The organism is Mesorhizobium sp. M7A.F.Ca.US.010.02.1.1 (assembly GCF_004023085.1).
Lineage (GTDB): Bacteria > Pseudomonadota > Alphaproteobacteria > Rhizobiales > Rhizobiaceae > Mesorhizobium.
Genome location: NZ_RZRV01000005.1, coordinates 57,069 through 82,345, shown reverse-complemented (window position 1 = coordinate 82,345; position 25,277 = coordinate 57,069). Strand labels below are relative to the sequence as shown.

Here is a 25,277-nt window from a genome sequence, read left to right as displayed (position 1 = left end):
GAACGCTGACGGGGATGATCCATATTTGCCGGGCGTGTGCTGCGGCCGAAATGCTGGACACGAGGCTTGCAAGGTGGCACTTTCACATCATGATGCACTGGTGTTTTCGGGTTCGTTCAAATTGAAGACGGCAGCCGAGGATTTTTCGGTCTTTCCACCCTTCGAAATCCGGTCGGGCGTCGAGCAGCGCGTCCCCTTCCTCTTCAACTCACCGCATAGCGGCCGCTACTATCCGGAGCGCTTCCTTGCCATGGCAAGGCTGGACCGCAACGCCATCCGCCGGTCGGAAGACTGTTACGTCGATGAGCTGTTCGGCGGCGCCGTGGCGCTAGGCGCGCCGTTGCTGGCAGCGAATTTTCCGCGCGCCTATCTCGACGTCAATCGCGAGCCGTGGGAACTCGATCCGCGCATGTTCGCCGAGCCAGTGCCGTCTTTCTGCAACATCCGCTCGGCGCGGGTGGCCGGCGGGCTTGGCACGGTGCCGAAGCTGGTGGGCGAGGGGCTCGACATCTATTCCGGCCGCCTGCCGCTGGCCGAAGCGATCGCCCGCATCGAGGCCGTCTACAAGCCCTATCACGAGACGCTGAAGCGGCTGTTGACCAGAACCCATGCGCGGTTCGGCTTTGCCGTGCTGATCGACTGTCATTCGATGCCGGCGAGCATCCGTGTCGGCGACAGCGGTCTGCGGCCCGACTTCATCATCGGCGACCGCTTCGGCATCTCGGCAACCGCCGCCCTGACCGAGACCGCGATCGGCCTGCTCAGCGCCATGGGCTATTCGGTTGCCCACAACAAGCCCTATGCCGGCGGCTTCATCACCGAGCATTACGGCCGCCCGGCGCGCCATCTGCATGCGCTGCAGATCGAGGTCAATCGCGGGCTCTACATGAACGAGCGGACATTCGAGAAGGCCGCCGGCTTCGATGCGCTGGCCGATGATCTGACGCGGTTCTCAGCCGACCTGATGTCGATGCCCGACCATCATTTCATCGACCTGCCGCTAGCCGCCGAGTGAGCGACCGGCCGTTGGCCGCAGAGTGAAATCGCGGCGTAAAAAAAGACCGCATCGTTTGCACGATACGGTCGAAGTCTAGGGAGGAAACGCCCAAGGAGGGCATGGACAGGAAACCCTGTCCGAGATCAAGGGTATTGTGCGCTGCACAAATGTCAAGCGACCTTGAGGCTTTTTTAATTCACTCTGATGTGGAAATTGCGTTTCGACGACGCTTGTGTGACATCCGGGCAACAGATGCCGTCGCGGAAAAGTCGTCGAACACTCTTGTTTTGGTACGAAATTGGCGGCAGAGCACGGCTCGGACATGCTGCAGTGCGGGAGAATCAGTTGGACATCAGTGTCGGTTTCATGCGCCGCATCGCGCAGGTGGCAGCGGCGGAGACCTTGCCGCGCTTTCGCAGCCAAGGTGCGGTCGCCAACAAGGAACAGGGCAGTTTCGATCCGGTCACCGAGGCCGATCGCGAGGCCGAGCGCGCCATCCGGGCGCTGATCTCTGCTGAGTATCCCGACCATGGCATTCTTGGTGAAGAGCATGGCAGCGAGAACATTTCGAGCCGGCATGTCTGGGTGATCGACCCGATCGACGGCACGCGCGCGTTCATTTCCGGCCTGCCGGTGTGGGGCACACTGGTCGGGCTGACGATCGACGGCGACGCCGTTGCCGGCATGATGGCGCAACCCTTCACCGGCGAGCTTTTCTACGCCAACGGCTCGGGCTCCCATTATGAGGGGCCAGGCGGGCCGCGAAAACTGACGACCCGCAAGACGACGAAGTTGGACCAAGCGACGCTGTTCACCACCACGCCGGCCCTGTTCAAGGGCGAGGCGCGCAACCGTTACGATGCATTCGAAAGACAGATCCAGCTCGCCCGCTATGGCGCCGATTGCTATGCCTTCGCCATGATCGCCTCAGGAAGCGTCGACATCGTCGCCGATCCCGGATTGAAGCCCTACGACATCGTGGCGCTGATCCCGATTATCGAAAAGGCAGGCGGCGTCGTCACCACATTCGATGGCGGGCCGGCGGAACAGGGCGGCGATGTGCTCGCCGCGGCGACGCCGGAGCTTCATGCCGCCGCCATGGCCGCCTTGCGCGGCTAAACGAGCGTCCGCTGCCATTCAAGTGATGCCGACCGCTTGAAGCAGTCGTTTTACTGCCGGCGCACCCCTTGGGGAGCGGGCCAGCGACCGGCGCCTGTCAGGCTGTGGGGTCGTCGCTCCCGGGAATGAAGGCGTCGAAAGCGGCGAGCAATTGCTCGCGATAAATGTCGGCTTCCTGCAGGATTTCGTGGCGAGAGCCATCGATCATCAGCAGCGAACCGAGCCGCAGACGCCTGGCGTAGGTTTCCACGGCCCTGGTCGAGACGACCTGGTCGGCGCCGGCGGCGATTATCAGCAGGGGGACCTGAATCCCTGCCATGAAGTCGGGGTCGCTGACAGCTTCGGATGCCTCGGCGGCCGCCTTCAGCCAGCGGATCGTGGGACCACCAAGTGCCAGTTGCGGAAACTCTTCGTAGATCCGTGTGTTGCGCCGATAGCGCTCCGGGTCCGATGTCAGCTTGTTGGTCTCGAAAGGGGCCGTTACCCTCGGCCGCGGACCCCAGGCGGCGTAGAGCCGGCCGAGGCTGAGAGCGCAGAACAGAGAACAGACGCGGCGAACCGTCGAGATCGAGACCGGCAGGTCGGGCAGCGTCAGGAAGGGCGCGATCAGCACCATGCGCCGGATGCGGTTCACCATCGACGGGGCGGCAAGCAGGGTGATCAAGGCACCTGCCGAATGGGCGAGGATGTAGTACGGTCCGCGGCAATCGGGCAGCACGATCTCCTCGAAGAATTGTTCGAGGTCGGCGGTGTAGTCGCGGAAGCTGCTGACGTAGCCGCGCTGGTGATCGCGGATCAGCCGGTCGGAATCGCCCTGGCCGCGCCAATCGAGGGTGGCGACGCCAAAGCCGCGATCGGCAAGGTTGCGGATGGTTTCGAAATATTTCTCGATGCACTCGTTGCGGCCGGTGAGCAGGACCACGGTGCCCTTCATCGGGCGAGCGACTGCGCCGAACAGGCCGTAGCGGATATTCTTGCGGTCACGCGTGGTGAAGAAGCCGCCGGTGGCATTTTCCGGCCGCGGATTGCCCTCGATTTCGTGAAAAAGGGAGTTTTCGGTGAAAAGATCCGTCATTCGGCGCTTCGTGCTCGGCGTCTCGCATGCCCGCCTGCGCTGGCCGGCTCCGCTAAGGTGATAGACGCCCATGCGCCAAAAGCCAAGGAATTCCCGGTGAAGGGGAGGCTGCACCAGGGAAGGCCGGAAGTCGCTCGAAAGCGTGCTTCCGGCCTCTGTCGATCCGGGAGGAAGGGACGTTACACCCGGTCGGCCTCGTTGCGGTGCCTGTTGTGCAATCGGCGCCGCCAGTCCTTGATCCTGAAATGCACCCTAGCGCCGGCTGCCTGAACGCGCGCCGAAGTGCCGGTTCATCTGCCGTTCATCAAGGGGCCGGCCGCCGTGGCCTTTGCCGCCAGGTGAAATCTTGAAATGCTTTCCTGCGCTCCCCAAATGTCTCGTGCGGTCGCCAATGTCGGGGCCGCTGGCCCACCCGAAACGCCGCTCAAGGGTTTCGCACCGGTCATACGCAAACCATGTTGCTCAAAAGGAGAACACCTCATGCGTCACGTTGATTTTTCCCCGCTTTATCGCTCTACCGTCGGCTTCGATCGTCTGTTCACGATGCTCGATTCGCTTGCGCAGCCGGATGGCGCGCAGACCTATCCGCCCTACAACATCGAGCGCACCGGTGAGGATTCCTACCGCATCTCGATGGCGGTTGCCGGCTTCTCGGACGAGGAAATCTCGATCGAAGCCCATCGCAACGTGCTGACCGTGAAGGGTGAGCGCAAGGATGAGGGTACCGGCGAAGGCTCTGAGCTGCTCTATCGCGGCATTGCCTCAAGGGCTTTCGAACGCCGCTTCCAGCTTGCCGACCACGTCGAGGTCGTTGGCGCCTCGCTGAAGAACGGCCTGCTCTTCGTCGACCTCAAGCGCAACATCCCCGAGGAGCTGAAGCCGCGCAAGATCGCCATTACGGCGTCTTCGGCCAAGGCCAAGCAGATCGAGGCCAAGACCGCTGCCTAAAGTACAAGTCTCCTCCCGAGACGGAAGCGGCGCCGAAAGGCGCCGCTTTTTTGTTGTCCGGGATATCCGTTATCAGGCGATCAGCTGGCCAAAACGGTCGACTTCATCGGCTGTCGTCGCAAAGCTGGTGACGAAGCGGTAGAGCAACTCGTCCTCGCCGATGTGGCCGTCAAAGCCATGCGGCTTGTGCCAGTCGTAGAAGGCGGCCCCCGCGGCCTGCAGCCCCTCGGCCTCGGCTTTCTTGATCACCGCGAAAACCTCGTTCGCCTGCGGCAGCCATGCCAGCTTGGCCGTGGCCGAATCCTCGATCGCGGCGGCAAGGCGTGCGGCCATAGCGTTGGCGTGGCGGGCGGTGTCCAGCCACAATCCGTCCTTGAAATAGGCTTCGAACTGCGCTGCGACGAAGCGCGATTTCGAAAACAGCTGGGCGGCGCGCTTGCGCAGGAACGCCAATTCCCTGGCACGATCGAGATCGAACAGCACGATCGCCTCGGCGCACCAGCAGCCGTTCTTGGTGCCACCGAAGGAGAGGATGTCGACGCCGCGTTTCCAGGTCATTTCGGCCGGTGTCGTGTCGAGTGCGACCAGCGCATTGGCAAAGCGGGCGCCGTCCATGTGCAGGGGCACCGAATATTGTTTGGCGATGGCCGAGATCGTCTCGATCTCATCCAGGCCGTAGATGGTGCCGACCTCGGTCGACTGGGTGATCGAAACGGCCATCGGCCGTCCCCAATGGACGATTTCCGGTGCGAAACGGCCGATGGTCCTTTCCAGATTGTGCGGATCGATCTTGCCCAGCGCGCCATCGATCTCATGCAGGCGGGAGCCGCCGGAAAAATACACCGGCGCGCCGCATTCGTCCTCGATGACATGCGATTCGCGATGAGCAAAGGAAATGCCGCCCGGCTTGTTGTAAGCGGTGAGCGCCAGCGAGTTGGCGGCCGTGCCGGTGGCGACGAAGAACACCGCGACCTCGCGTTCGAAAATCTCGCTGAAGCGCTGGTAGACTGCCCGGTCGAGCGCACCGTCGCCATAGGCGGTGGAAAAGCCGCCGGCATTGGCCGACAGGCCGGCGGCAATATTGGGATGGGCGCCTGCCCAATTGTCGGAAGCGAAGAACATGCATCTGCCTATGTCTTGGGAGGTCGGGGGTTGGGGAGATCGGGGTTTTGGGGAAATCAGCCTGAAGTTGACCGGTTTCGCGAGCGGACCGCAAGAGGCCAGGCGCCGGAAAAACAGTAAAGCCAGCCAACGGCAAAGCCCAGGCCGACGACTGAAGCTTAGTTTTTCCCGGACTTCACGACATTTTCTGTCGCCCAAAACCCAAGTTTTTTGTGAATCGGTCTTGTGCGCGCCCGGGATTTCTGCCATAAAAATTTAGGACAGTAGTGCTGTCTTATTTTGTCGCACAAAACGAGCTGGATTGGCGTATCATTTGGGCCTCTCCGGCTGTTGCCGCGAGCGACAGGTGGACAGCCAGACTCTGGCCTGTACGATTACCAGATGCGTTCCATGCGGAAAGCCGCCTGGTTCGGCAAGGATTTCGCAAGACGAGCCACAAGGATCAGGGTGAGCCAAGCGCTTGCCGAGGAAAACCAGCGCCTGAATGGCTGGGAATGGAGGACAGGAGATGACGGACATGACGCACTCTGCGACGAACGGCCAGGCCGCGCAGACGAAAGCGGCAACCGTCAAAACCATGTCCCGGACCGATATTGGCCGAACCGCCAACGGCCTTTCCGCCCAGGGCCTTTACGATCCTCGCAACGAGCATGACGCCTGCGGCGTCGGCTTCATCGTCAATATGAAGGGGGTGAAGTCGCACCAGATCGTCAAGGACGGGCTGGCTGTGCTCGAAAACCTGACGCATCGCGGCGCCGTTGGCGCCGATCCGCTGGTCGGCGATGGCGCCGGCGTGCTGGTGCAGCTTCCCGACCAATTCTTCCGTGAGGAGATGGCGGCCCAGGGCATCGACCTGCCGCCGGCCGGCCAGTACGGCGTTGGACACTGGTTCATGCCGCAAGACGTGGCCCTTCGCGCCCATATCGAGGACATCATTGCCGAATCGGCGCAATCCGAGGGGCTTCCGCTCATCGGTTTCCGTGACGTGCCCGTCGACAATTCGTCGCTGTCGAAGGCGCCTGACATCGTGGCATCCGAGCCGTTCCATCGGCAGATATTCATCGGCCGCACGCCAGACATTACCGATGACGAGGAATACGAGGCCAGGCTCTATCTGTTGCGCAAGGTGATATCGGGCCGCATCTACGCCGAGAACGACAACAAGGACATCGGCGCCTATTGCGTGTCGCTGTCGGCGCGCACCATCGTCTACAAGGGCATGTTCCTGGCCTACCAGGTCGGCGCCTATTACAAGGACCTGATCGATCCGCGCTTCGAGACCGCGCTGATCCTCGTCCACCAGCGCTTCTCGACCAACACCTTCCCGTCTTGGAAGCTGGCGCATCCCTACCGCATGGTCGCCCACAATGGCGAGATCAACACCGTGCGCGGCAACAACAACTGGATGGCTGCGCGCCAGGCGTCGGTCGATTCCGAACTGTTCGGCAACAACATCTCGAAGCTGTGGCCGATTTCCTATGACGGCCAGTCCGACACCGCCTGCTTCGACAATGCGCTCGAGTTCCTGTTCCAGGGCGGGTACAGGCTCAGCCACGCCATGATGATGCTGATCCCGGAAGCCTGGGCCGGCAACAAGCTCATGGATGCCGATCGCAAGGCCTTCTACGAATACCATGCGGCACTGATGGAGCCGTGGGACGGGCCGGCGGCGGTGGTTTTCACCGATGGACGCCAGATCGGCGCCACGCTCGACCGCAATGGCCTGCGCCCGGCACGCTACATCGTCACCGACGACGACCGCGTCATCATGGCCTCGGAAGCCGGCGTGCTGCCGGTGCCCGAGGAGAAGATCGTCAAGAAGTGGCGGCTGCAGCCAGGCCGGATGCTGCTGATCGACCTGGAGAAGGGGCGTATCGTCTCCGACGAGGAGCTCAAGTCGGAGATCGCGACCAAGCATCCCTACAAGACCTGGCTCGCCAACACACAGCTCATCCTCGAAGATTTGAAGCCGGTCGAGCCGCGCGCGCTGCGCAAGGATGTCAGCCTGCTCGATCGCCAGCAGGCGTTCGGCTACAGCCAGGAAGACACCAAGCTTTTGATGTCGCCGATGGCGACAACAGGCCAGGAGGCGGTGGGCTCGATGGGCACCGACACGCCGATCTCGGCGATGTCGGACAAGTCGAAGCTGCTCTACACCTATTTCAAGCAGAATTTCGCCCAGGTCACCAATCCGCCGATCGACCCGATCCGCGAGGAGCTGGTGATGAGCCTGGTGTCCTTCATCGGGCCACGGCCCAACATCTTCGACCTGGTCGGCAATTCGCGCCGCAAGCGGCTTGAGGTGCGCCAGCCGATCCTGACCAATGGCGATCTCGAAAAAATCCGTTCCATCGGCCACACCGAGGACCGCTTCGACACCAAGACGATCGACATCACCTATGGCTCGGCCGAAGGGGCCGCGGGCATGCAGGGCGCCATCGACCGGTTGTGCGAGCGGGCGGAGGCGGCGGTCGCCGGCGGCTACAACATCATCATCCTGTCCGACCGCCAGGTCGGGCCGGACCGCATCGCCATACCGGCGCTGCTGGCTACGGCTGCGGTCCATCATCACCTCATCCGCAAGGGGCTGCGCACCTCGGTCGGGCTCGTCGTCGAATCCGGCGAGCCGCGCGAAGTGCATCATTTCTGCTGCCTTGCCGGCTATGGCGCCGAGGCGATCAACCCTTACCTTGCCTTCGACACGCTGCTCGACATGCACAAGCGCGGGGAACTGCCGAAGGAGGTGGATGCCTACGAAGTCGTCACGCGCTACATCAAGTCGATCGGCAAGGGCATCCTCAAGGTGATGTCCAAGATGGGCATCTCGACCTACCAGTCCTATTGCGGCGCGCAGATTTTCGACGCCATCGGCCTGAAGACCGATTTCGTGCAGCAATATTTCACCGGCACCGCGACGCTGATCGAAGGCGTCGGGCTGGACGAGATCGCGGCCGAGACGCTAAGCCGCCACAATGACGGTTTCGGCAACGACCCCGTGCTGCGCAACAGCCTCGAGGTCGGCGGCGAGTACATGTACCGCATGCGCGGCGAGGCCCATATCTGGTCGCCCGACGCTGTCGCCACCTTGCAGCACGCCGTGCGCCAGGGATCGTGGGAAACGTTCAAGGACTATTCCGCCCAGATCGACAGCGAGACGGCCCGCGCCCAGACCATTCGCGGCCTGTTCAAGATCAAGCTGGCCGGAGAAACCGGCCGCAAGAAGGCGGCGCTCGACGACGTCATGTCAGCGGCCGACATCGTCAAGCGGTTCTCGACCGGGGCGATGTCGTTCGGTTCGATCTCGCGCGAAGCGCACACGACGCTGGCGCGCGCGATGAACCAGATCGGCGGCAAGTCGAACACCGGCGAGGGCGGCGAAGAGGCCGACCGCTATCTGCCGCTGCCCGGCGGCGGCAAGAACCCGGAACGCTCGGCGATCAAGCAGATCGCCTCGGGGCGTTTCGGCGTCACGGCCGAATACCTCGTCAATTCCGACATGATGCAGATCAAGGTGGCGCAGGGCGCCAAGCCCGGCGAGGGCGGCCAGTTGCCCGGCCACAAGGTCGACGCGACCATCGCCAAGGTCCGGCATTCGACGCCGGGCGTCGGCCTGATCTCGCCGCCGCCGCATCACGACATTTATTCGATCGAGGATCTGGCACAGCTGATCTACGATCTGAAGAACGTCAATCCGGCGGCCGACGTGTCGGTCAAGCTGGTGTCGGAAGTCGGCGTCGGCACGGTTGCGGCGGGCGTTGCCAAGGCACGCGCCGACCACATCACCATTTCGGGCTATGATGGCGGCACGGGCGCCTCGCCGCTGACCTCGCTCAAGCATGCCGGCAGCCCATGGGAAATGGGCCTTGCCGAGACGCACCAGACGCTGGTGCTGAACGGTCTGCGGTCGCGCGTTGCGCTGCAGGTCGATGGCGGGTTGCGCACGGGACGCGACGTGATCATCGGCGCGCTGCTCGGCGCCGATGAATTCGGCTTCTCGACCGCGCCGTTGATCGCGGCCGGCTGCATCATGATGCGCAAGTGCCATCTCAACACCTGCCCGGTCGGCGTCGCGACTCAGGATCCGGTGCTGCGCAAGCGCTTCAAGGGCACGCCCGAGCATGTCATCAACTTCTTCTTCTACGTCGCGGAAGAGGTCAGGGAGCTGCTCGCCGAGATGGGCTACACCCATCTCGACCAGATCATCGGCGACACCGATCTTCTGGAAAAGCGCGACCTGATCGTGCACTGGAAGGCACGCGGGCTCGATTTCTCGAAGATGTTCTTCAAGCCGGATGCGCCGCATGAGGCCGTGCATTGGACCGAGCGGCAGAAGCACCCGATCGACGACGTGCTCGACCGCAAGCTGATCGAGCTGGCAAAGCCGGCGCTCGAAAGCAAGCAGCCGGTCAAGATCGAGGTCGACATCCGCAATGTCGACCGCTCCACGGGCGCCATGCTGTCGGGTGAAGTGGCCAAGCGCTTCAAGCACAAAGGCCTGCGCGAGGATACGATCCAGGTGAAGCTGACCGGCACCGCCGGCCAGTCCTTCGGCGCCTTCCTGGCGCGCGGCATCTCGTTCGAGCTTGTCGGCGCCGGCAACGACTATGTCGGCAAGGGCCTGTCGGGCGGCCGCATCGTCATCCGGCCGCCGGAAGGGGCCAAGATCGTCGCGGCTGAGTCCATCATCGTCGGCAATACGGTGCTCTATGGCGCAACCGAGGGCGAGGCCTACTTCGCCGGCGTCGCCGGTGAGCGTTTCGCCGTGCGCAATTCGGGCGTCGCCGCCGTCGTCGAAGGCGTCGGCGACCATGGCTGTGAGTACATGACCGGCGGCATCGTGGTCGTCATCGGCCAGACTGGCCGCAACTTCGCCGCCGGCATGTCGGGCGGCGTTGCCTATGTGCTTGACGAGGCAGGCGACTTCGCCGAGCGCTGCAACATGGCGATGGTCGAGCTGGAGCCGGTTCCGGAAGAAGACGATCTGATGGAAAGGCTGCTGCACCATGGCGGCGACCTCGATCACAAGGGTCGCGTCGACGTCTCCGGCGACATGACCAGCCATGACGAGGAGCGGCTCTACCAGCTGATCTCGAACCATGTGCACTACACCGGCTCGGTGCGTGGTCGCGAGATCCTTGACGACTGGACGACATTCCGGCCGAAATTCCGCAAGATCATGCCGGTCGAATACCGCCGCGCGCTGATCGAGATGGAACGCATGCGCATGGGCGTGGCGGCGGAATAGATTTGGAATTTGCCGGGAGGCCCAGGTTTCCCGGCCCATCTTCATCGATAGTTTGACCTCGTGCGAAAGGTTGCCATGGCTGCCTCAAGGGGTTAACGGGTGCGGCGAAAACCGTACCATCTGGACAGCAGGAACTGGACTATGGGCAAGGTAACAGGCTTTCTCGAAATCGACCGGCAGGTGCACAAGTACCAGCCGGCCTCCGATCGCATCCGGCATTTCCGCGAATTCACGCTGCCGATGTCGGACAAGGAGGTCGAGAAACAGGCCGCGCGCTGCATGGATTGTGGCATTCCGTTCTGCCACGGGCCGACCGGCTGCCCCATCCACAACCAGATCCCAGACTGGAACGACCTCGTCTACAATGGCGACTGGGACAACGCGATCCGCAACCTGCATTCGACCAACAATTTCCCGGAGTTCACCGGCCGGATCTGCCCCGCGCCCTGCGAGGAAGCCTGCACGCTGAACCTCGAGGACATTCCCGTCGCCATCAAGACGGTCGAGCAGGCGATCGCCGACAAGGCCTATGAAACCGGCCATATCAGGCCTTATCCGCCGGAGAAGAAGACCGGCAAGCGCGTCGCCGTCATCGGTTCCGGTCCGGCCGGTATGGCGGCTGCGCAGCAGCTTGGCCGCGCCGGCCATGACGTCCACGTGTATGAGCGCGAGAGCCGGCCCGGCGGGCTGATGCGCTACGGCATTCCCGACTTCAAGATCGAGAAGCACTACATCGACCGGCGCATCGAGCAGATGCAGGGTGAGGGCGTGACATTCCATTGCGGCGTCAATGTCGGCGTCGACAAGCCGGTTGCCGAGCTGCTCGCCGAACATGATGCCGTGCTCTATTGCGGCGGCTCGGAAACGCCGCGCGCGGCCGGCATTCCCGGCGACGATCTCGGCGGCGTGCATGACGCGATGCCCTATCTGGTGCAGCAGAACAGGCGAGTCGGCGGCGAACCGATTCAGTCGGTGGCGTGGCCGTCGCATCCGATCATCGCCGGCGGCCAGCATGTGGTCGTCGTCGGCGGCGGCGATACAGCGTCCGACTGTGTCGGCACGGCCTTCCGCCAGGGCGCCGTGCGTGTCACCCAGCTCGACATCCGCCCGCAGCCGCCGGAGAAGGAAGACAAACTTTCGGTCTGGCCCTACTGGGCGACCAAGATGCGCACCTCGTCCTCGCAGGCCGAAGGCGCGGAGCGCGAATTCCAGGTGGCGACGCTCGAATTCATCGGCGAGGAAGGCCAGCTGACCGGCGTCAAGTGCTGCGAGGTCGATGACAAGCGCAAGCCGATCGCCGGTACCGAATTCGTCATTCGTGCCGATCTCGCTTTCATCGCCATCGGCTTTGCCGGGCCGGCCGCGGCCGGTGTGGCGAGGGAATTGGACGGGCAGATGAAGATCGCCACCGACAGCCGCCGTTCCAGGAATGTCGAGGCCAATGACCGCGACTACAGGACCAGCGTGGACAGGCTCTATGCGGCCGGCGACGTGCGTCGTGGCCAGTCGCTGGTCGTCTGGGCAATCCGCGAGGGCCGCCAGGCGGCACGCTCGATCGACGAGGCGTTGGTGGGGTCGAGCGTCCTCCCGCGCTGAGCCCGTTTGGAAACTCTACTCCTGCGGCCATCTGAAGGCGTTTTCTGCGCTTCCGGTGCTCGCGTACTCAAATGTACGCTCCGCTCCGGTTCTCGCAAACACCATCATATGACTCGCAGGAGCGAGTTTCGAAACGGCCTTGGAGTAGCTCTGCGATACTAACGATTGATCGCGGTCGTGGTGTCGGTTGCGGCCGCGGCTTTCGGCGGCCATGAGAAATCGTCGGCGCGGCCGGGCGATGCAATAGGTGCCTTGCCCTCGACCACAAGCTTTTCACCGGGCAGGTCCGGATTTGCTTTCGCCGGCGGGGCCGCGCCAAGTAGCTCGGAGCCGCCGTCGAGTGCCGGATCGCTGAGCAGCATCGGCGCGGTGCGGTCGATGACGATGGGTGCCGCGGCCGGCGCCGGCGCCTCGACAGGGGCGCCCGCCGGAGCGGACGGCGTAACCACGCTTCCCGGCGCGGTCAGGCCGAGGATCTTCAGCAGCGGTTTTTCGGTATAGAAGGCGAGCTTGCGCTTGCCCGCCCTCGAGACGTTGATGCCGTCATCGGCGCGCAGCCGCACCGGCTGGCCGTTGATGTCGGGGCCGCTGGTGACGAAAGCACCGTTCTCATCGACGAAGCCGTCCCAGACGTCGACGAATTCACCGCCATGGCTTTCAGCGGCCTGATGGTAGATGTCGTTGAAGGCCAGCATGTCGGAGGTCATCTTCGGCACCCGGAACGCCGGCATGCCGACCCATAGGAAAGGTACCTTTGCCTCCGCGATAGCTTTGCCGAACGCCTCGGTCCGGCGCTCATATTCCTTGGTCCAGGTTTCAGAGCGGGGCTGTTCGCGCACGTCACCCACCTTCATCTGCTGGCGGTCGTTGGAACCCAGCATGACGATCACGGCGGCGGGTTTTTCGGTCTCGATCAGCGATTTGATCTGTTCGGGCCAGTTGTAGAAGTCGTCGCGTACGAAGCCGGACGAGCCATTGCTGCGAACGACGATCCTGACGCCGGTATTCTCGGCAAAGGCGGTGTCGAGGCCTTCGGCGAGGCCGGCCGCCATGAAGTCGCCGACCACCAGTACGGTGCGAGCGTCCGGTGCCTTGTCGACCACCGGGATTTCCGGTTCCGCGGGCGGGCGCGGGGCACGGGGTTTTTTCGCCTTTGGCCTGGGCCTCGGCTTCTGGATGTCCTGCGGCGGCTCGATCCGCTCACTGCGGCGTGGGAACAGAAGGTCGCGCAGCGACCAGCTGCGGTTTTGCTGCTCCTGCGCCATGGCGGGCGCATGAAAGGCGCCAGCCACACCGACGGTGAGCACGATCACGGCCAGGATGAGCACCGGCATGCGACGAACAAGCCCTGCGATGCGCGCAACCGAAGCCAATCGTTTCCTCCATCCCTGGCAGATTGCTACAGTGTCCTTCGCGCGCCCGAAAGACCGCGCGGCACCGCAAGTGGCTCTATTTCTGCCGGAGCCACTTCAGCACTTCCATGCTCGGATAGCCATCCTGGGTCAAGCCGGCCTTGGCCTGGAAGGCCATGATGGCAGTCTTCGAGCCGTCGCCGATCTTGCCGTCGAACTTGCCGTCATAAAGGCCGTGCTGGGAAAGCCGCTTCTGCAACTCCTGCCTTTCCTCGAAAGTGAGCTTGGTGAAAGGCCGCTTCCAGTCCTGCACGAGACCGCTGGAGCCGGCGATTTCGTCGGCAAGAAGGCCGACGGCAAGCGCATATTTGTCGGCATTGTTGTAGGCTTTGATGACCGTGAAATTCTTGATCATCAGAAAGGCCGGCCCGTTGCGGCCGTCCGGCACCTTCAACGTCGCCTTGTCTGAGCCGTTCTTGAACGGCTTGCCGTTGGCCCTGACGACGCCCAGCGCCTGCCATTGCGACAGCGTCTTGGACCCGGCGGGAAGTTTGCCGGCCGGCAAGGCGACCTCATAGCCCCAGGTCTTGCCGGCCTGCCAGCCATTCTTCTTCAACAAATTGGCTGATGTCGCCAGCGCATCGGGGATCGAATTCCAGATGTCGCGCTTGCCATTGCCGTCCATGTCGACGGCATAGTGCAGATAGCTGGTCGGAATGAACTGGGTGTGGCCCATGGCGCCGGCCCAGGATCCGCTCAGATGGCTTTCGTCGATGTCGCCGGTCTGCAGGATCTTCAGTGCGGCGACCAGCTGGGTGCGGGCGAATTTCGCCCGCTTCGGATCGGCATAGGCCAAGGTTGCCAGCGAGCGCACGACATTGCGCATGATGTCGTCGCGCTTGAGGATCTCGCCATAGTTCGATTCCATCGACCAGATGGCCAGCAGGATGTAACGGTTGACGCCGAACCTGGCCTCGATCCGGTCCAGCCACGGCTTCCATTTCCTGGCCATCTGCTGGCCGACGGCGACCGACTGGTCATGGACGCGGTTGTCGAAATAGTCCCAGGCAGGAGCCGTGAATTCAGGCTGCGTACGCGCCTTTTCCAGCACCACCGGATCGATATCCCTGATGTTCCTGAAGGCCTGGTCGTAGAGGGCGCCGGAAACGCCGCTCTGCACGGCGGTGGCGCGGAAGCCGGCGACCCACTGCCGGAAACCGGCATCGGCGAAAGCGGGGCCAGGCATCAGCAGAGCGAGCGATAGGCTGGCTGCCGCTATGACGCTGGTAAAACGTTTTGCGGCATTGCGAACGGACATCTTTTCCTCCTTCTCTGTCTCAGGAAAGACCATTCATCGCCGAACCAGGTTAGGAATTAGTTTACCATAGGCGCCACCGGGAACGAAAAGACGCTTCGAAGCTTTACCGGTGGACATTCCCCTCAGTTGCCCAGTAGTCCCCAATTCCGGCGTGAAAATGTCTTGGAACGGGGATTGCGGAGCTGGCCCTCAAACGGATAATTGAAAGCATGAAGAGAGTTCGCAAGGCAGTCTTCCCGGTCGCCGGTCTCGGCACACGGTTTCTCCCGGCCACCAAGGCTGTCCCCAAGGAAATGCTGACCGTCGTCGACCGGCCGGTGATCCAGTATGTGGTGGATGAGGCGCGCGAGGCCGGCATCGAGCATTTCATCTTCGTCACCGGCCGCAACAAGGCCGTCATCGAGGACCATTTCGACATCCAGTTCGAACTCTATGACACGCTGGCCCAGCGCGGCAAAGACGATCAGCTCGCCCGCCTGCAACGGCTGCAGCCGGCGCCGGGGCAGACCAGTTTCACACGCCAGCAGGTACCGATGGGACTTGGTCACGCCGTCTGGTGCGCCCGCGAGCTCGTCGGCGACGAGCCCTTCGCGCTTTTGCTGCCCGACATGATCATGCAGTCGGAGAAGAGCTGCACGAAGGCAATGGTCGAGCTCTACGAGGAGACCGGCAACAACATCATCGCGGTGCAGGAATGCGCTCCCGCCGAAGCCCACAAATACGGCATCGTCGGCCGCGGCGAGGACACGCATCACGGTTTCCGCATCACCGAGATGGTGGAAAAGCCGAAGGCCGGCACCGCGCCGTCCAACCTTTACATCAACGGCCGCTACATCCTGCAGCCGGAGATATTCAAGATCCTCGAAGGCCAGGAAAAAGGCGCCGGCAACGAGATCCAGCTCACCGACGCCATGCTGAAGCTGGAAAAGCAGCAGCCTTTCTACGGCTACCACTATCGGGGCCGCACGTTCGACTGCGGATCGCCGGAAGGCTTCGTCGAGGCCAACGTCGCCTTCGCGCTGTGGCGCAGCGACATGAACGAGAACATGGCCGGCATCATCCGCACGCTTCTCGATGAGCTGAAGCCATCGGAGCGCCGTGGGGCAGCGTTCTAAGGTATTATAGCGAGCGGCCGGATGTCGTTGGTGCGGCCGTTCAGCGCTGCACCTTCACGCCGAGGAAGATGCTGTTGGCGGTGTAGTCCCGGCCCGGCAGATTGCTGGTCAGCTTCTCGGTCCTCACTCTTGTGGTCAGGCCGGCGTAGCGGTTCAACCACCAGGTCAGTCCGGCCTCGGCGCTCAACACCCTGTCATGGCCGTCGATGCCGATGTAATCACGCCAGTCGAGGCCCAGAGCCGCATTGGCGGTGAGGTTGGCGCGAATCTGGCGCTCGCCGGTCAGGCGACCGGAATAGAGGATGTCGCCGCTTTCGCCCGATGTGGTCGTGGGCTCGACGGTGGTCCGCCCGGTCAGGCCGATCGTTGTGCCGCGCTCGGGTGACCATTTGAGGTCGGCGTTGACGGTGGCACCAGAGATCGCATCAAGGTTTTTGTCGTCGATCGCTTCCCTGAGCCAGCCGGCCGAGAATTCACCCGACAGCTTCTCACCCATATCGAGTGCAAGGCCAGCGCGGGCGCCGAGCCGCGTCGACGAGCGCTCGAAGCCTTCATTGTCGATGCGTTGATCATAAGTCCGGCGGCCGACCTCGATTTCGGTGAAAGGGGTCAGGGCAGGGGAGATCTCGTAGCCGGTGCGCAACGTCGCCGTGTAGAGCGTGGAGTCCTGATCCTTCTGCGACAGCGAGGTGCCGTCCGAGAGCTTGGCGTCGCCGTAGAAGTCATGCGAGACCGCGCCGGTCAACGTGTACTGCATCTTGCCGAGATGCTTTTCGACGGCGAGGCTGCCATCGATGGTCTGCCGCAGCGGCTGCTTGCTGACGCCCGCGATGGCGTCCGGCGATGATGCCGATTCCGGCACGGCCTCGTAGCCGAGCTTGGCGATGGCGCGCAACTCATTGTCGAGGTCGACATTGAGCTGGCCTTCGATGCGCCCTTGCTCGTCGTGAACCGGGTAACCCGAGACAGTCTCGCGAAAAAGGCCATAGCCGTCGATCGTGGCTGAGTTCTCGCGCCAGTCGGAGGCGGCGGAAAAGCGCAGCGCCGTCTCGGACAGCAGCGCCGACTTGCCGGCACTGCTCGAATCGCCGTTCGATGTGGCGGTCAGGCCCTGTTCGATCGTCGGCCGGATGACGAAGGAACCCCATTTGACGCCGGTGGCAGCAAACGGATCATCCTCCGGTTTTTTCTTCTGGCCTTCGATGGCGTCCGTGCGCTCCGCGCCTGGGTCGAGCTTCTGCCTGTCGGCACTGTCGATGGTGAGGGCGCGGCGGTTGGCCGTGCCCGCATCGGTCTCTTCACCATCGGCAGCGTCCGTCGTGGAGGCCGTCGTGGAAGCGGTGATGTCGGAGGCGCCGGCCGTCGATTTCTTCTTCTTTTTCGATTTGTCGGCAGCCTTGTCCTTGGCCTGGTCAGCCGCATTCTGCCTGACGGTCGATGAGCGGCGGCGAGGCTTGGGCGGCGCCGCAGTGTCGGCGGCCGTGTCGTCGGTGGCTGACGCCGGGTCGAAGAGGCTGCCGGTCGCGTTGGCGTCGCCAGTGTCGGCGTCGTCAGGCACGGCACCGGCGCTGGCCGGCAGATAGGTGCGGGCCGGCGCATTGGCCTGCGCTGCATTGGCCGGCTGTTGACCCTGCGCTGCCAGGGCCAGCTGTCTCGCCTTGCGCTGCTGGTCGGACAGGATCGCCGATTCCGAAACCTCGCCGCGCAGTTCGGTTTCCTGAGCATGGAGCGCCGCCGGGCGCAGCAAGGCAAACATGCTGGTTGCCAGCAGCAAGGCGCAGACCGCCTTGCCCCCACGTCCTGTCGAATTTTCTGGCTGGGCCCCGGACATCGCCACCACTGCTTGCGCGGCGCACGCGCGCCATACTTACCGAACCGTAAATGGGGATGGTTAACGGAGAGTTGAGGCGGCGGCCCGTCAGCCGCCTGAAGCGCTGATTTCCAAAGGGAATCATACCGCGTGCGTCAAGCTTTTGGTTTTCGCCTCTACCGTCGTCAAAAACCACCGCACACGTTCGGGCAACATGCCTTGGGCCATTTCTGTTGGACAGCGCGCCGGCAAAGCGCTAATCGCATCAGCCATGCATGCGGGATCCATGGATAAGAAACCTTCGGACAGGCAAGCCTCGATCGCTTCGGCGCTGAGGACGGTGGCGACAGAACAGGCTGGGGTTGCAGCCCTTGCCGAGGCCTTGGAGAACGGATTGGCCGCGCCTTTCGCGCAGGCGGTCGAGATGATCTCTGGGATTGAAGGCCGGCTCATCGTCACCGGTGTCGGCAAAAGCGGCCATATCGGTTCGAAGATCGCGGCGACGCTGGCCTCCACCGGCACGCCGGCTTTCTTTGTCCATCCCGCAGAAGCCAACCACGGCGATCTCGGCATGATCGCCAGGGACGACGCCATCATCGCCATGTCGTGGTCGGGCGAGAGCAAGGAACTGATGGGCATCGTCGCCTATTCCAGGCGCTTTTCCATTCCGCTGATCGCCATCACAGCCGGAGAGACATCGGCGCTGGCGCGGGCGGCGGACGTGGTGCTGCTTTTGCCGCGCGCTCCGGAAGCCTGCCCGCACGGCCTGGCGCCAACGACATCGACGCTGCTGCAACTGGTGATGGGCGACGCGCTGGCGATCGCGCTGCTCGAAGCACGCGGCTTCACGCCGGATCATTTCCGCACCTTTCACCCGGGCGGCCAGCTCGGCGCCAACCTGACGCAGATCCGCGAGATCATGCATGTCGGCGACAGGCTGCCGCTGGTGGTTGCGGGCACCGGCATGCATGACGCGATCCTGGAATTGTCGCGCAAGGGATTTGGCTGCGTCGCGATCAGCGACGCAGACGGTGCGCTGGTCGGCATCATCACCGATGGCGACATCCGCCGTCACATCGGCAGCAATCTGCTGGCGATGACGGTGGATCAGGTGATGACAAAAGGCCCGAAGACCGCGACGCCGGACACGCTGGTGGCAACGGCGCTGCAAACGATCAACAATTCAGCCATCACCAGCCTGATGGTGGTGGAGGGCCGGAAACCAGTCGGCCTCATCCACCTGCACGACCTGCTGCGCATCGGCGCCGCCTAAGGGTGTGCTGATATTCAGGTGATGCCGGCCTGACCTGAATCTGCGCGCTCGTTCAGACCGCCTCGACGGTCAGTTCCAGATCCGTATCGGCCGCACCCGTTACGCGCACTTGCGTGCCGGCCGGCAAATCCGGCCCGGAGACACGCCACAGCGTATCGCCCAGCTTGATGCGGCCGCGTCCGTCCCGGATCGGCTCGGCAAGTGTCGCCATCCTGCCGACCATTTGCGCGCCGCGCCGGTTGAGCAGCGGCTGGTCGGTCGGGTCGTTGCGGCTGCCGACCAGCTTTTTGCCGACATAGGCCGAGACCAGCGACAGCGCCAGGAAGGCGAGGACCTGAACCTGCCAGGTCCAGAAGCCGGCGTCCCAGATCAGCAGCGACACGGCGCCGATGATCAGCGCGGCGATGCCGATCCACAGCATGAAGATACCCGGTGCGATGATTTCCATCACCAGCAGGACGAAACCGAGTACCATCCAGTTCCACGGGCCGAGTTCGGAAACGATGCGGTCGATCATTGGTTTCGACCTCAGTTGTCGGTTGGGCGAACGACCGGCGGGCGCGCGGCCTGCCTTTGCGAGCCGGTCGTGCCTTCGCTGCGGAAGACTTCCTTGGCGATCTCGCCGATGCCGCCGAGCGAGCCGATCAGCGACGACGCCTCGAAGGGCATCAGCACGATCTTGCTGTTGGTCGCCGTGCCGATCCTGCCAAGCGCTTCAGTGTATTTCAGCGCTACGAAATAGTTCAGCGCCTGCACATCGCCTTTGGAGATCGCTTCCGACACGACCTGGGTGGCGCGGGCTTCCGCCTCGGCCGAACGTTCGCGCGCCTCGGCATCGCGGAAGGCGGCTTCCTTGCGGCCCTCGGCCTCGAGGATCTGCGACTGCTTGAGACCTTCGGCGGCAAGGATCTGCGCGCGCTTGTTGCGTTCCGCCGTCATTTGCCGGCCCATCGATTCGATAAGGTTGGCCGGCGGGTTGATGTCCTTGATTTCGACGCGGGTGATCTTGATGCCCCACGGATGGGCCGCTTCATCGACGACGCGCAGCAGGCGCTCGTTGATGGCGTCGCGGTTCGACAGGAGTTCATCGAGGTCCATCGAACCCATGACGGTACGGATGTTGGTCATCGTCAGGTTGAGGATAGCGTTCTGCAGGCCGGCAACCTGGTAGGCGGCCTGCGCTGCGTTGAGGATCTGGAAAAAGGCAATGCCGTCGACACCGACGATGGCGTTGTCCCGGGTGATGATTTCCTGGCTCGGGACGTCGAGCACCTGCTCCATCATGTTCATCTTGGCGCCGATGCGGTCGATGAACGGGTAAATGAAATTGAGACCCGGGCTCAGTGTCTTGGTGTAACGGCCAAAACGCTCCACCGTATAATTGTAACCTTGCGGGATTGTCCTGATGCCTTTGATCAGCAGCACCAATACCAGAAGTGCAAGTGCACCAACCGCAATATCGAAACCACTGAAATCCATTTGGCTCTCCCTCAGACGAAGGCCGCTCAAGCCATTCTCGCGCAGCCGACTTCACCAAAGACTTAAGTGTATTTCAGATGCGTTACAATCAGGTGATGATGGATTGTTTATAGGGTTGCACTCAGCGGTTGAAGGCAAACAACCTTGCATCCGTGTCATCCAGCCCGTTGATCGAAGCCGGGACAATCTCGGAAGCGATCTGCGAGAAGGTGATGCCGTTGCCGCCGTAGCCCAGCACCGCATGGATGCGCGGGTGGCGGGGAATGGCGCCGATATAAGGCAGGCCGGTGGTCGTGGTGCCGAACGAGCCGGTCCAGGCAAAATCGGGTCTGGTGTCGAGATGCGGAAATATCAGGCCGAGCTTCTCGGCGATGCGTGTGCTCTTGTCGGCGATCAGCTCGTCGCGCCGCGCTTCGTCGATAAAATCCTCGTCCTCGCCGCCGCATATGACCCGGCCGTCGACCGTCGTGCGCATATACAGATACGGCTCCGACGCTTCCCAGATGAACGCTGCGTCCGGCCAGAGCTTTCGCGGTTGCGGGCGTGTCGCAATCGCCCATGTCGAGATGATCCGGTGGGCCGCGGCCGGCACGATGTCTACAAGTTCGTAGCCGGTGGCCAGAACAACATGTCGTGCGGTTATGGTCGGGCCATCCCTGGTCGCGACGACAACAGCTTCGGCGCTGTCCTCGATCATTGTGGCTTCGACGGGGGCATAGAAGCGTGCCTTGCGCTCCAGGGATTTCAGCAGCAGCCCAGCCGTCAGCTTGCGCGGGTCGAGCGCGATGTTGCCGTGGCCGAGAATGGCGCCTTCGCGGTCGATGCCGAATTTCTCGGCTAGCTGTTGTCGGGTTAAGCAGATGGCGCCGATGCCGGCTAGCCGACGTGCCTCGGCCTCGTCGCGCAGTTCCGACGGACCAAGCATCGTGCCGGCCAGATAGAGTGATGGCATGCGGCTCAGGCCACAGTTGATGCCGAGTTCGGCAATCCGTCCGGCGAGATTGGAAACGGCGAGCCGCGAGCGTCGCCAGGCCTGCTGGGCCGAGGCTCTGCCAACCATCTTCGCGAGCGTGGAGAGAGGCTGGTCTATTTCGAATGCCACCAGTGCGGTGGTTGCGGCCGTCGAGCCCTTCAGCGGGCCGCGCCGGTCGATGCAGATCACCCGATGGCCATCGGCCGTCAGCGCCTCGGCCATCATGGCGCCGCTGATGCCCATGCCGACGATCAGCACATCCGTCTTGACATCTCGGGTCAGACTGTCCGTCGGCACCGCAGGCGCCCGATAGGCGGACCAGACGGGCCGGCCACTACTGAGGTCGAGTTTGCGGGACATCGAATTCTCCGGAGGGCGCGCCTTAACGCCTCGGAGCAGGCGTGTTCCGGTTCAGACCCAGCCGGACAGTTCGCGCCGCACCATCGCCTCGATCACCGCCATCCCTTCCGCGCTATCGTTGAGGCAAGGGATATGGGCGAAATTCTTGCCGCCGGCATGGTGGAAGGTTTCGGCCGCCTCGCGGCCGATCTCGTCCAGCGTCTCGATGCAGTCGACGGAAAAGCCGGGATTGACGATGGCGATCGACTTGACGCCGTCCTGCGCGAGTTTCTCGACCGTCTTGTCGGTATAAGGCTGCAGCCATTCCTGCGCCCCGAAGCGCGACTGGAAGGTGATGATCAGTTTCTTGTCATCCCAGCCAAGCCGTTCGCGCAGCAGCCGCGTCGTCTTCTGGCAATGGCAATGATAGGGGTCGCCCTTCTCGAAATAGGGTTTTGGAATGCCGTGATAGGAGGTGATGACCACCTCCGGCTCGAAGTCCAGCGTCGCCAGATGCCGTTCAATCGAGCGCGCCAGCGCTTCGATGTAGACCGGTTCGTCATAGTAGGGCGGCACGCTGCGGACGGCCGGTGCGCGGCGCATTTTCATCAGCGCGCGAAACAGCTGGTCGTTGGCTGTTGCCGTGGTCGTCGCTGAATATTGCGGATAGAGCGGGAAGGAAAGAATGCGGTCGCAGCCCTGGTCGACCAGACGCTGGGCAATGCTGGCGGTTGAAGGGTTGCCGTAGCGCATCGCCCAGTCGACGACGACATCAGGCAGGTCGCTCAGCGCTTCGGCCAGCTTTTCGGCCTGGGCGCGGGTATAGGTGCGCAGCGGCGACTCGTTCTTTTCCCGGTTCCAGATCCGTGCGTAGTTGGCGCCCGACTTCTTGGGCCGCGTGGTGAGCACAAGGCCATAGAGGATCGGATACCAGATTGCCCTGTTGAGCTCGATGACGCGCGGGTCGGACAGGAATTCACGGAGATACCGCCACATCGGCTTGAAATCGGTGCCGTCGGGCGTACCCAGATTGACCAGCATGACGCCTATCCTGCCCGCCTTGACCGGCGGATGCCCAGCGGGCAACGGGCCGAGCGCCTTTGCGGCCTTGGGTTCGGCAGGGGTGGGAAGCGTCATAAGGGTTCTCCGGAAGACGCGAACCTAACCATCTTGCGCGCGCATTCAATGCAGCGTCTGGCCGCACCTTAAAGCGGATTGTCTGAATGGATTCAGACGACCCGCTTTAAGTCTTTGTTTTTATGCATGTCGTTCTCCCAAAACCGAGTTCACTTTTGGGCGACATGCATTAGCCCGAAAACAGGACGCCCGTCCGGTTTTCGGGGGGGGCGGCGTCATTCAGGCATCTAAGCGAGGCTATTTCGGCGGGATGGTCAGCGTTGCGCCGACCGGAAGCCGGCGCGGCTCATAGCCCTTGTTGGCGCCCGAAATGACCTTCCATTTGGCGCCGTCGCCATAGGCCTTCTTGGCCAGATCCCAATAGGTGTCGCCGGCAACGATGACATGGCTGGCTTCGGCCGGCGTGGCCTCCGCGGGCTTTGCCGGTTCTGCAGGTGCGGGAGCTGCTTCAGCGGGCTTTGCTGGCTCGGCCGTTGCCGGCAAAGCCGGTGGCGCTGGTGGGGGAGGCGCTCCCTCGGTCGATACGGCCGGTGGTGTGTTGGCGATATCGCCCGAGTTGGCCGGCAATTCAGGCATTGCAGGTGCCGCTTCAGCAGGCTTGGCGGCTTCAGCCGGATCGGTTGCCGGGGCCGCAGGCGCCGCAGCGACGGTCGCGGCTATTTCGGTGATGCGGCCGTCGAGCTCCGGCGTGTAGGGTCGGTGGGCACCGAGATAGTCGGCAACCACCTGTTCGAGGCCGGGGCCGTAATCGTAGGCATTCTTGGCCTTGTCGGCGAAGACCTTGTAGCCGTCGCCGCCCTGGCGGACATAGTTGTTGGTTGCGACCAGATAGTCCTTGTCCGGCTTGATCGGCGTCCAGGCGCCGCCTTCCATGACTTCCACCGACTTGACGCGGCCGGCATTGGGCGCGACGGATTTGTCGAAGGAATATTTCAGGCCGGCGACCTGCGGGAAGCGCCCGGCGCCGTCCTCGACCTGGCTGAGGCCGCCCTCGAGGCCAGCCACCAGGTCCTTGCCGGAAATCTGGAAGGTCGCCAGCGTGTTCTGGAACGGCAGCACGGTCAGCACCTCGCCCATGGTGACGGTGCCCTTGTCGATCGAGGCGCGCAGGCCGCCGCCATTGGAGATGACGATCTCGACGCCCTGTCCCTTGACGCGGTCGAGGATGGCGTCGGAGACGAGATTGCCCATCGCGCATTCACGGGTGCGGCAGCTCTCACGACTGCCGTCGATGACGTCGGTGGTTTCCGCCACTTCCTTGTTCTTCAACGCCTCGATCGGCGCTCCAAGCTCCTTGATACGGGCGAGCACGGCCGGGTCGGGGGTGATCGACTTGTCGAGATAGATCGGGTCGCCGCTGGCCGATTTGACGACGCCATTGTCGTCGAACACCACCTTGAACTCGCCGAGATATTTCGAGTAGGACGCCGCCTGCACCACCGGCACCTTGTAGCCGTCCGGATTGTCGACCATCGTCGGGTAAGGGCCTTCCGCCTTCGGATCGGTGTTCGACAGCAGGGAATGGCTGTGGCCGCCGACGACGACATCGACGCCCGGGATCTTGGCAATCACGTCGCGCTCGCGCCTGTAGCCGATATGGGTCACGGCGATGATCTTGTTGACGCCTTCGCCCTTGAGCTTTTCGACTTCGGCGGTGATCGACTTGACGTCGTCCTCTATTGCGACGTTGGGTCCGGGGGAGGCGAGGTCCGGCGTGTCGTTGGTGATCGCGCCGATGATGCCGATCTTCTGGCCGTCGACCTCGACGACGATCGATGGCTTGACGCGGTCGCCGAGCTTGGATTGCGCGTTGGCCTTCACATTGGCGCCCAGCACCGGGAACTTGATCATGTCGAGGAACGGCGCCAGGGCCGCCTCGCCGTCGTCGAATTCATGGTTGCCGAGGGCCATGGCATCGAACTTCATGTCGTTGAGGAATTCGCCTTCGACCTTGCCCTTGTAGGTCGTGTAGAACAGCGATCCCTGGAAATTGTCCCCGGCGCTGAGCAGCAGCACGTTCTGGCCTTCCAGCTTCTTGCGCTCCTGGGCGATCGCGGTGATCAGCCGGCCCGCGCCACCGATGCACTCGCCCTTGGTCTCCTCGTCCGCCGAGCAGGTCGATTCATACTTGTTGTTGCCTTCGATGCGGCTGTGCCAGTCGTTGATATGCAGGATGTTCAGCGTGTAGTCGGCAAAGGACGCGCCGGCCGACAGGCCGAGTACTGAGGCTGACAGGGCTGCAATGGCGGCAAGCTTCTTCATCTTCGTCTCCCGGAAAGCTGATCAGAGGCCATTAGCGCCGTTGCTTGACTGGAACATAACAGCCGGCGCTTCGGCCATGTTCCCATCGCGTTCCGGATGACGCAAGCGGAATCCGGA

General features: G+C 63.0%; 17 protein-coding genes. 7 read left to right on the top strand and 10 right to left on the bottom strand.

From position 1 onward, the window contains the following. Positions 1-73 precede the first annotated feature (73 nt). Both EOA19_RS07000 and hisN read left to right on the top strand, forming a co-directional pair. Entirely contained in the window at positions 74-1,015 is a 942-nt protein-coding gene (locus EOA19_RS07000) for an N-formylglutamate amidohydrolase (RefSeq protein WP_128303129.1), read from the top strand. Between the two features lie 327 nt (positions 1,016-1,342). After that, positions 1,343-2,116 carry a histidinol-phosphatase gene (hisN, locus tag EOA19_RS06995; protein WP_023810077.1) on the top strand — a complete coding sequence of 258 codons (774 nt, stop codon included), beginning with the start codon at positions 1,343-1,345 and terminating at the stop codon, positions 2,114-2,116. Between the two features lie 97 nt (positions 2,117-2,213). Here hisN and EOA19_RS06990 read toward each other — a convergent pair whose 3' ends face one another. Further along, the gene (locus EOA19_RS06990) at positions 2,214-3,191 is read right to left on the bottom strand and encodes an alpha/beta hydrolase (protein ID WP_128303128.1); all 978 of its coding nucleotides are present in this window, start codon (positions 3,189-3,191) and stop codon (positions 2,214-2,216) included. Between the two features lie 480 nt (positions 3,192-3,671). Between EOA19_RS06990 and EOA19_RS06985 the strand changes: the two genes are divergently transcribed. Next, a complete protein-coding gene (locus tag EOA19_RS06985; RefSeq protein ID WP_013529716.1) occupies positions 3,672-4,139 on the top strand; it encodes an Hsp20 family protein in 468 nt (155 codons plus the stop codon). Between the two features lie 72 nt (positions 4,140-4,211). Here the strand turns inward: EOA19_RS06985 and EOA19_RS06980 are convergent, their stop codons facing one another. Beyond that, the gene (locus EOA19_RS06980) at positions 4,212-5,261 is read right to left on the bottom strand and encodes a low specificity L-threonine aldolase (RefSeq protein WP_128303127.1); all 1,050 of its coding nucleotides are present in this window, start codon (positions 5,259-5,261) and stop codon (positions 4,212-4,214) included. Positions 5,262-5,769: 508 nt separating this feature from the next. Between EOA19_RS06980 and gltB the strand changes: the two genes are divergently transcribed. Next, positions 5,770-10,506 (top strand): glutamate synthase large subunit, encoded by a 4,737-nt coding sequence (gene gltB / locus EOA19_RS06975; RefSeq protein ID WP_128303126.1) that lies wholly within the window; start codon positions 5,770-5,772, stop codon positions 10,504-10,506. Positions 10,507-10,647: 141 nt separating this feature from the next. Further along, the gene (locus EOA19_RS06970) at positions 10,648-12,102 is read left to right on the top strand and encodes a glutamate synthase subunit beta (protein ID WP_128303125.1); all 1,455 of its coding nucleotides are present in this window, start codon (positions 10,648-10,650) and stop codon (positions 12,100-12,102) included. A gap of 158 nt (positions 12,103-12,260) precedes the next feature. On the opposite strand, the gene EOA19_RS06965 is transcribed toward EOA19_RS06970, so the two are convergent. Together EOA19_RS06965 and EOA19_RS06960 are read right to left on the bottom strand one after the other, a co-directional pair. After that, on the bottom strand, positions 12,261-13,475 hold the full coding sequence (locus EOA19_RS06965) for a DUF459 domain-containing protein (RefSeq protein WP_128303124.1): 1,215 nt from the start codon (positions 13,473-13,475) through the stop codon (positions 12,261-12,263). Between the two features lie 76 nt (positions 13,476-13,551). Beyond that, positions 13,552-14,772, bottom strand: coding sequence for a lytic murein transglycosylase (locus EOA19_RS06960; protein ID WP_128303123.1), 1,221 nt, complete (start codon positions 14,770-14,772; stop codon positions 13,552-13,554). 209 nt (positions 14,773-14,981) lie between these two features. Between EOA19_RS06960 and galU the strand changes: the two genes are divergently transcribed. Continuing rightward, positions 14,982-15,887 (top strand): UTP--glucose-1-phosphate uridylyltransferase GalU, encoded by a 906-nt coding sequence (galU, locus tag EOA19_RS06955; protein WP_128303122.1) that lies wholly within the window; start codon positions 14,982-14,984, stop codon positions 15,885-15,887. Between the two features lie 40 nt (positions 15,888-15,927). Here galU and EOA19_RS06950 read toward each other — a convergent pair whose 3' ends face one another. Then, positions 15,928-17,718: an outer membrane beta-barrel protein gene (locus EOA19_RS06950; protein ID WP_164892875.1), complete on the bottom strand. Its 1,791-nt coding sequence runs from the start codon at positions 17,716-17,718 to the stop codon at positions 15,928-15,930. Between the two features lie 250 nt (positions 17,719-17,968). On the opposite strand from EOA19_RS06950, the gene EOA19_RS06945 reads away from it, so the two are divergent. Further along, on the top strand, positions 17,969-18,970 hold the full coding sequence (locus tag EOA19_RS06945; protein ID WP_128303120.1) for a KpsF/GutQ family sugar-phosphate isomerase: 1,002 nt from the start codon (positions 17,969-17,971) through the stop codon (positions 18,968-18,970). Positions 18,971-19,022: 52 nt separating this feature from the next. On the opposite strand, the gene EOA19_RS06940 is transcribed toward EOA19_RS06945, so the two are convergent. The 5 genes from EOA19_RS06940 to EOA19_RS06915 all read right to left on the bottom strand — a co-directional run bounded on the left by EOA19_RS06940 (position 19,023) and on the right by EOA19_RS06915 (position 25,160). Then, entirely contained in the window at positions 19,023-19,487 is a 465-nt protein-coding gene (locus EOA19_RS06940) for an NfeD family protein (protein ID WP_023810067.1), read from the bottom strand. Positions 19,488-19,498: 11 nt separating this feature from the next. Next, a complete protein-coding gene (locus EOA19_RS06935; RefSeq protein ID WP_128303119.1) occupies positions 19,499-20,449 on the bottom strand; it encodes an SPFH domain-containing protein in 951 nt (316 codons plus the stop codon). Positions 20,450-20,570: 121 nt separating this feature from the next. Then, complete coding sequence (locus tag EOA19_RS06930) at positions 20,571-21,782, bottom strand: FAD-binding oxidoreductase (RefSeq protein WP_128303118.1); 1,212 nt, start codon at positions 21,780-21,782, stop codon at positions 20,571-20,573. A gap of 51 nt (positions 21,783-21,833) precedes the next feature. Further along, a complete protein-coding gene (hemH, locus tag EOA19_RS06925) occupies positions 21,834-22,898 on the bottom strand; it encodes a ferrochelatase (RefSeq protein WP_023810064.1) in 1,065 nt (354 codons plus the stop codon). 237 nt (positions 22,899-23,135) lie between these two features. After that, on the bottom strand, positions 23,136-25,160 hold the full coding sequence (locus tag EOA19_RS06915; RefSeq protein ID WP_128303117.1) for a bifunctional UDP-sugar hydrolase/5'-nucleotidase: 2,025 nt from the start codon (positions 25,158-25,160) through the stop codon (positions 23,136-23,138). Between the last annotated feature and the right edge of the window lie 117 nt (positions 25,161-25,277).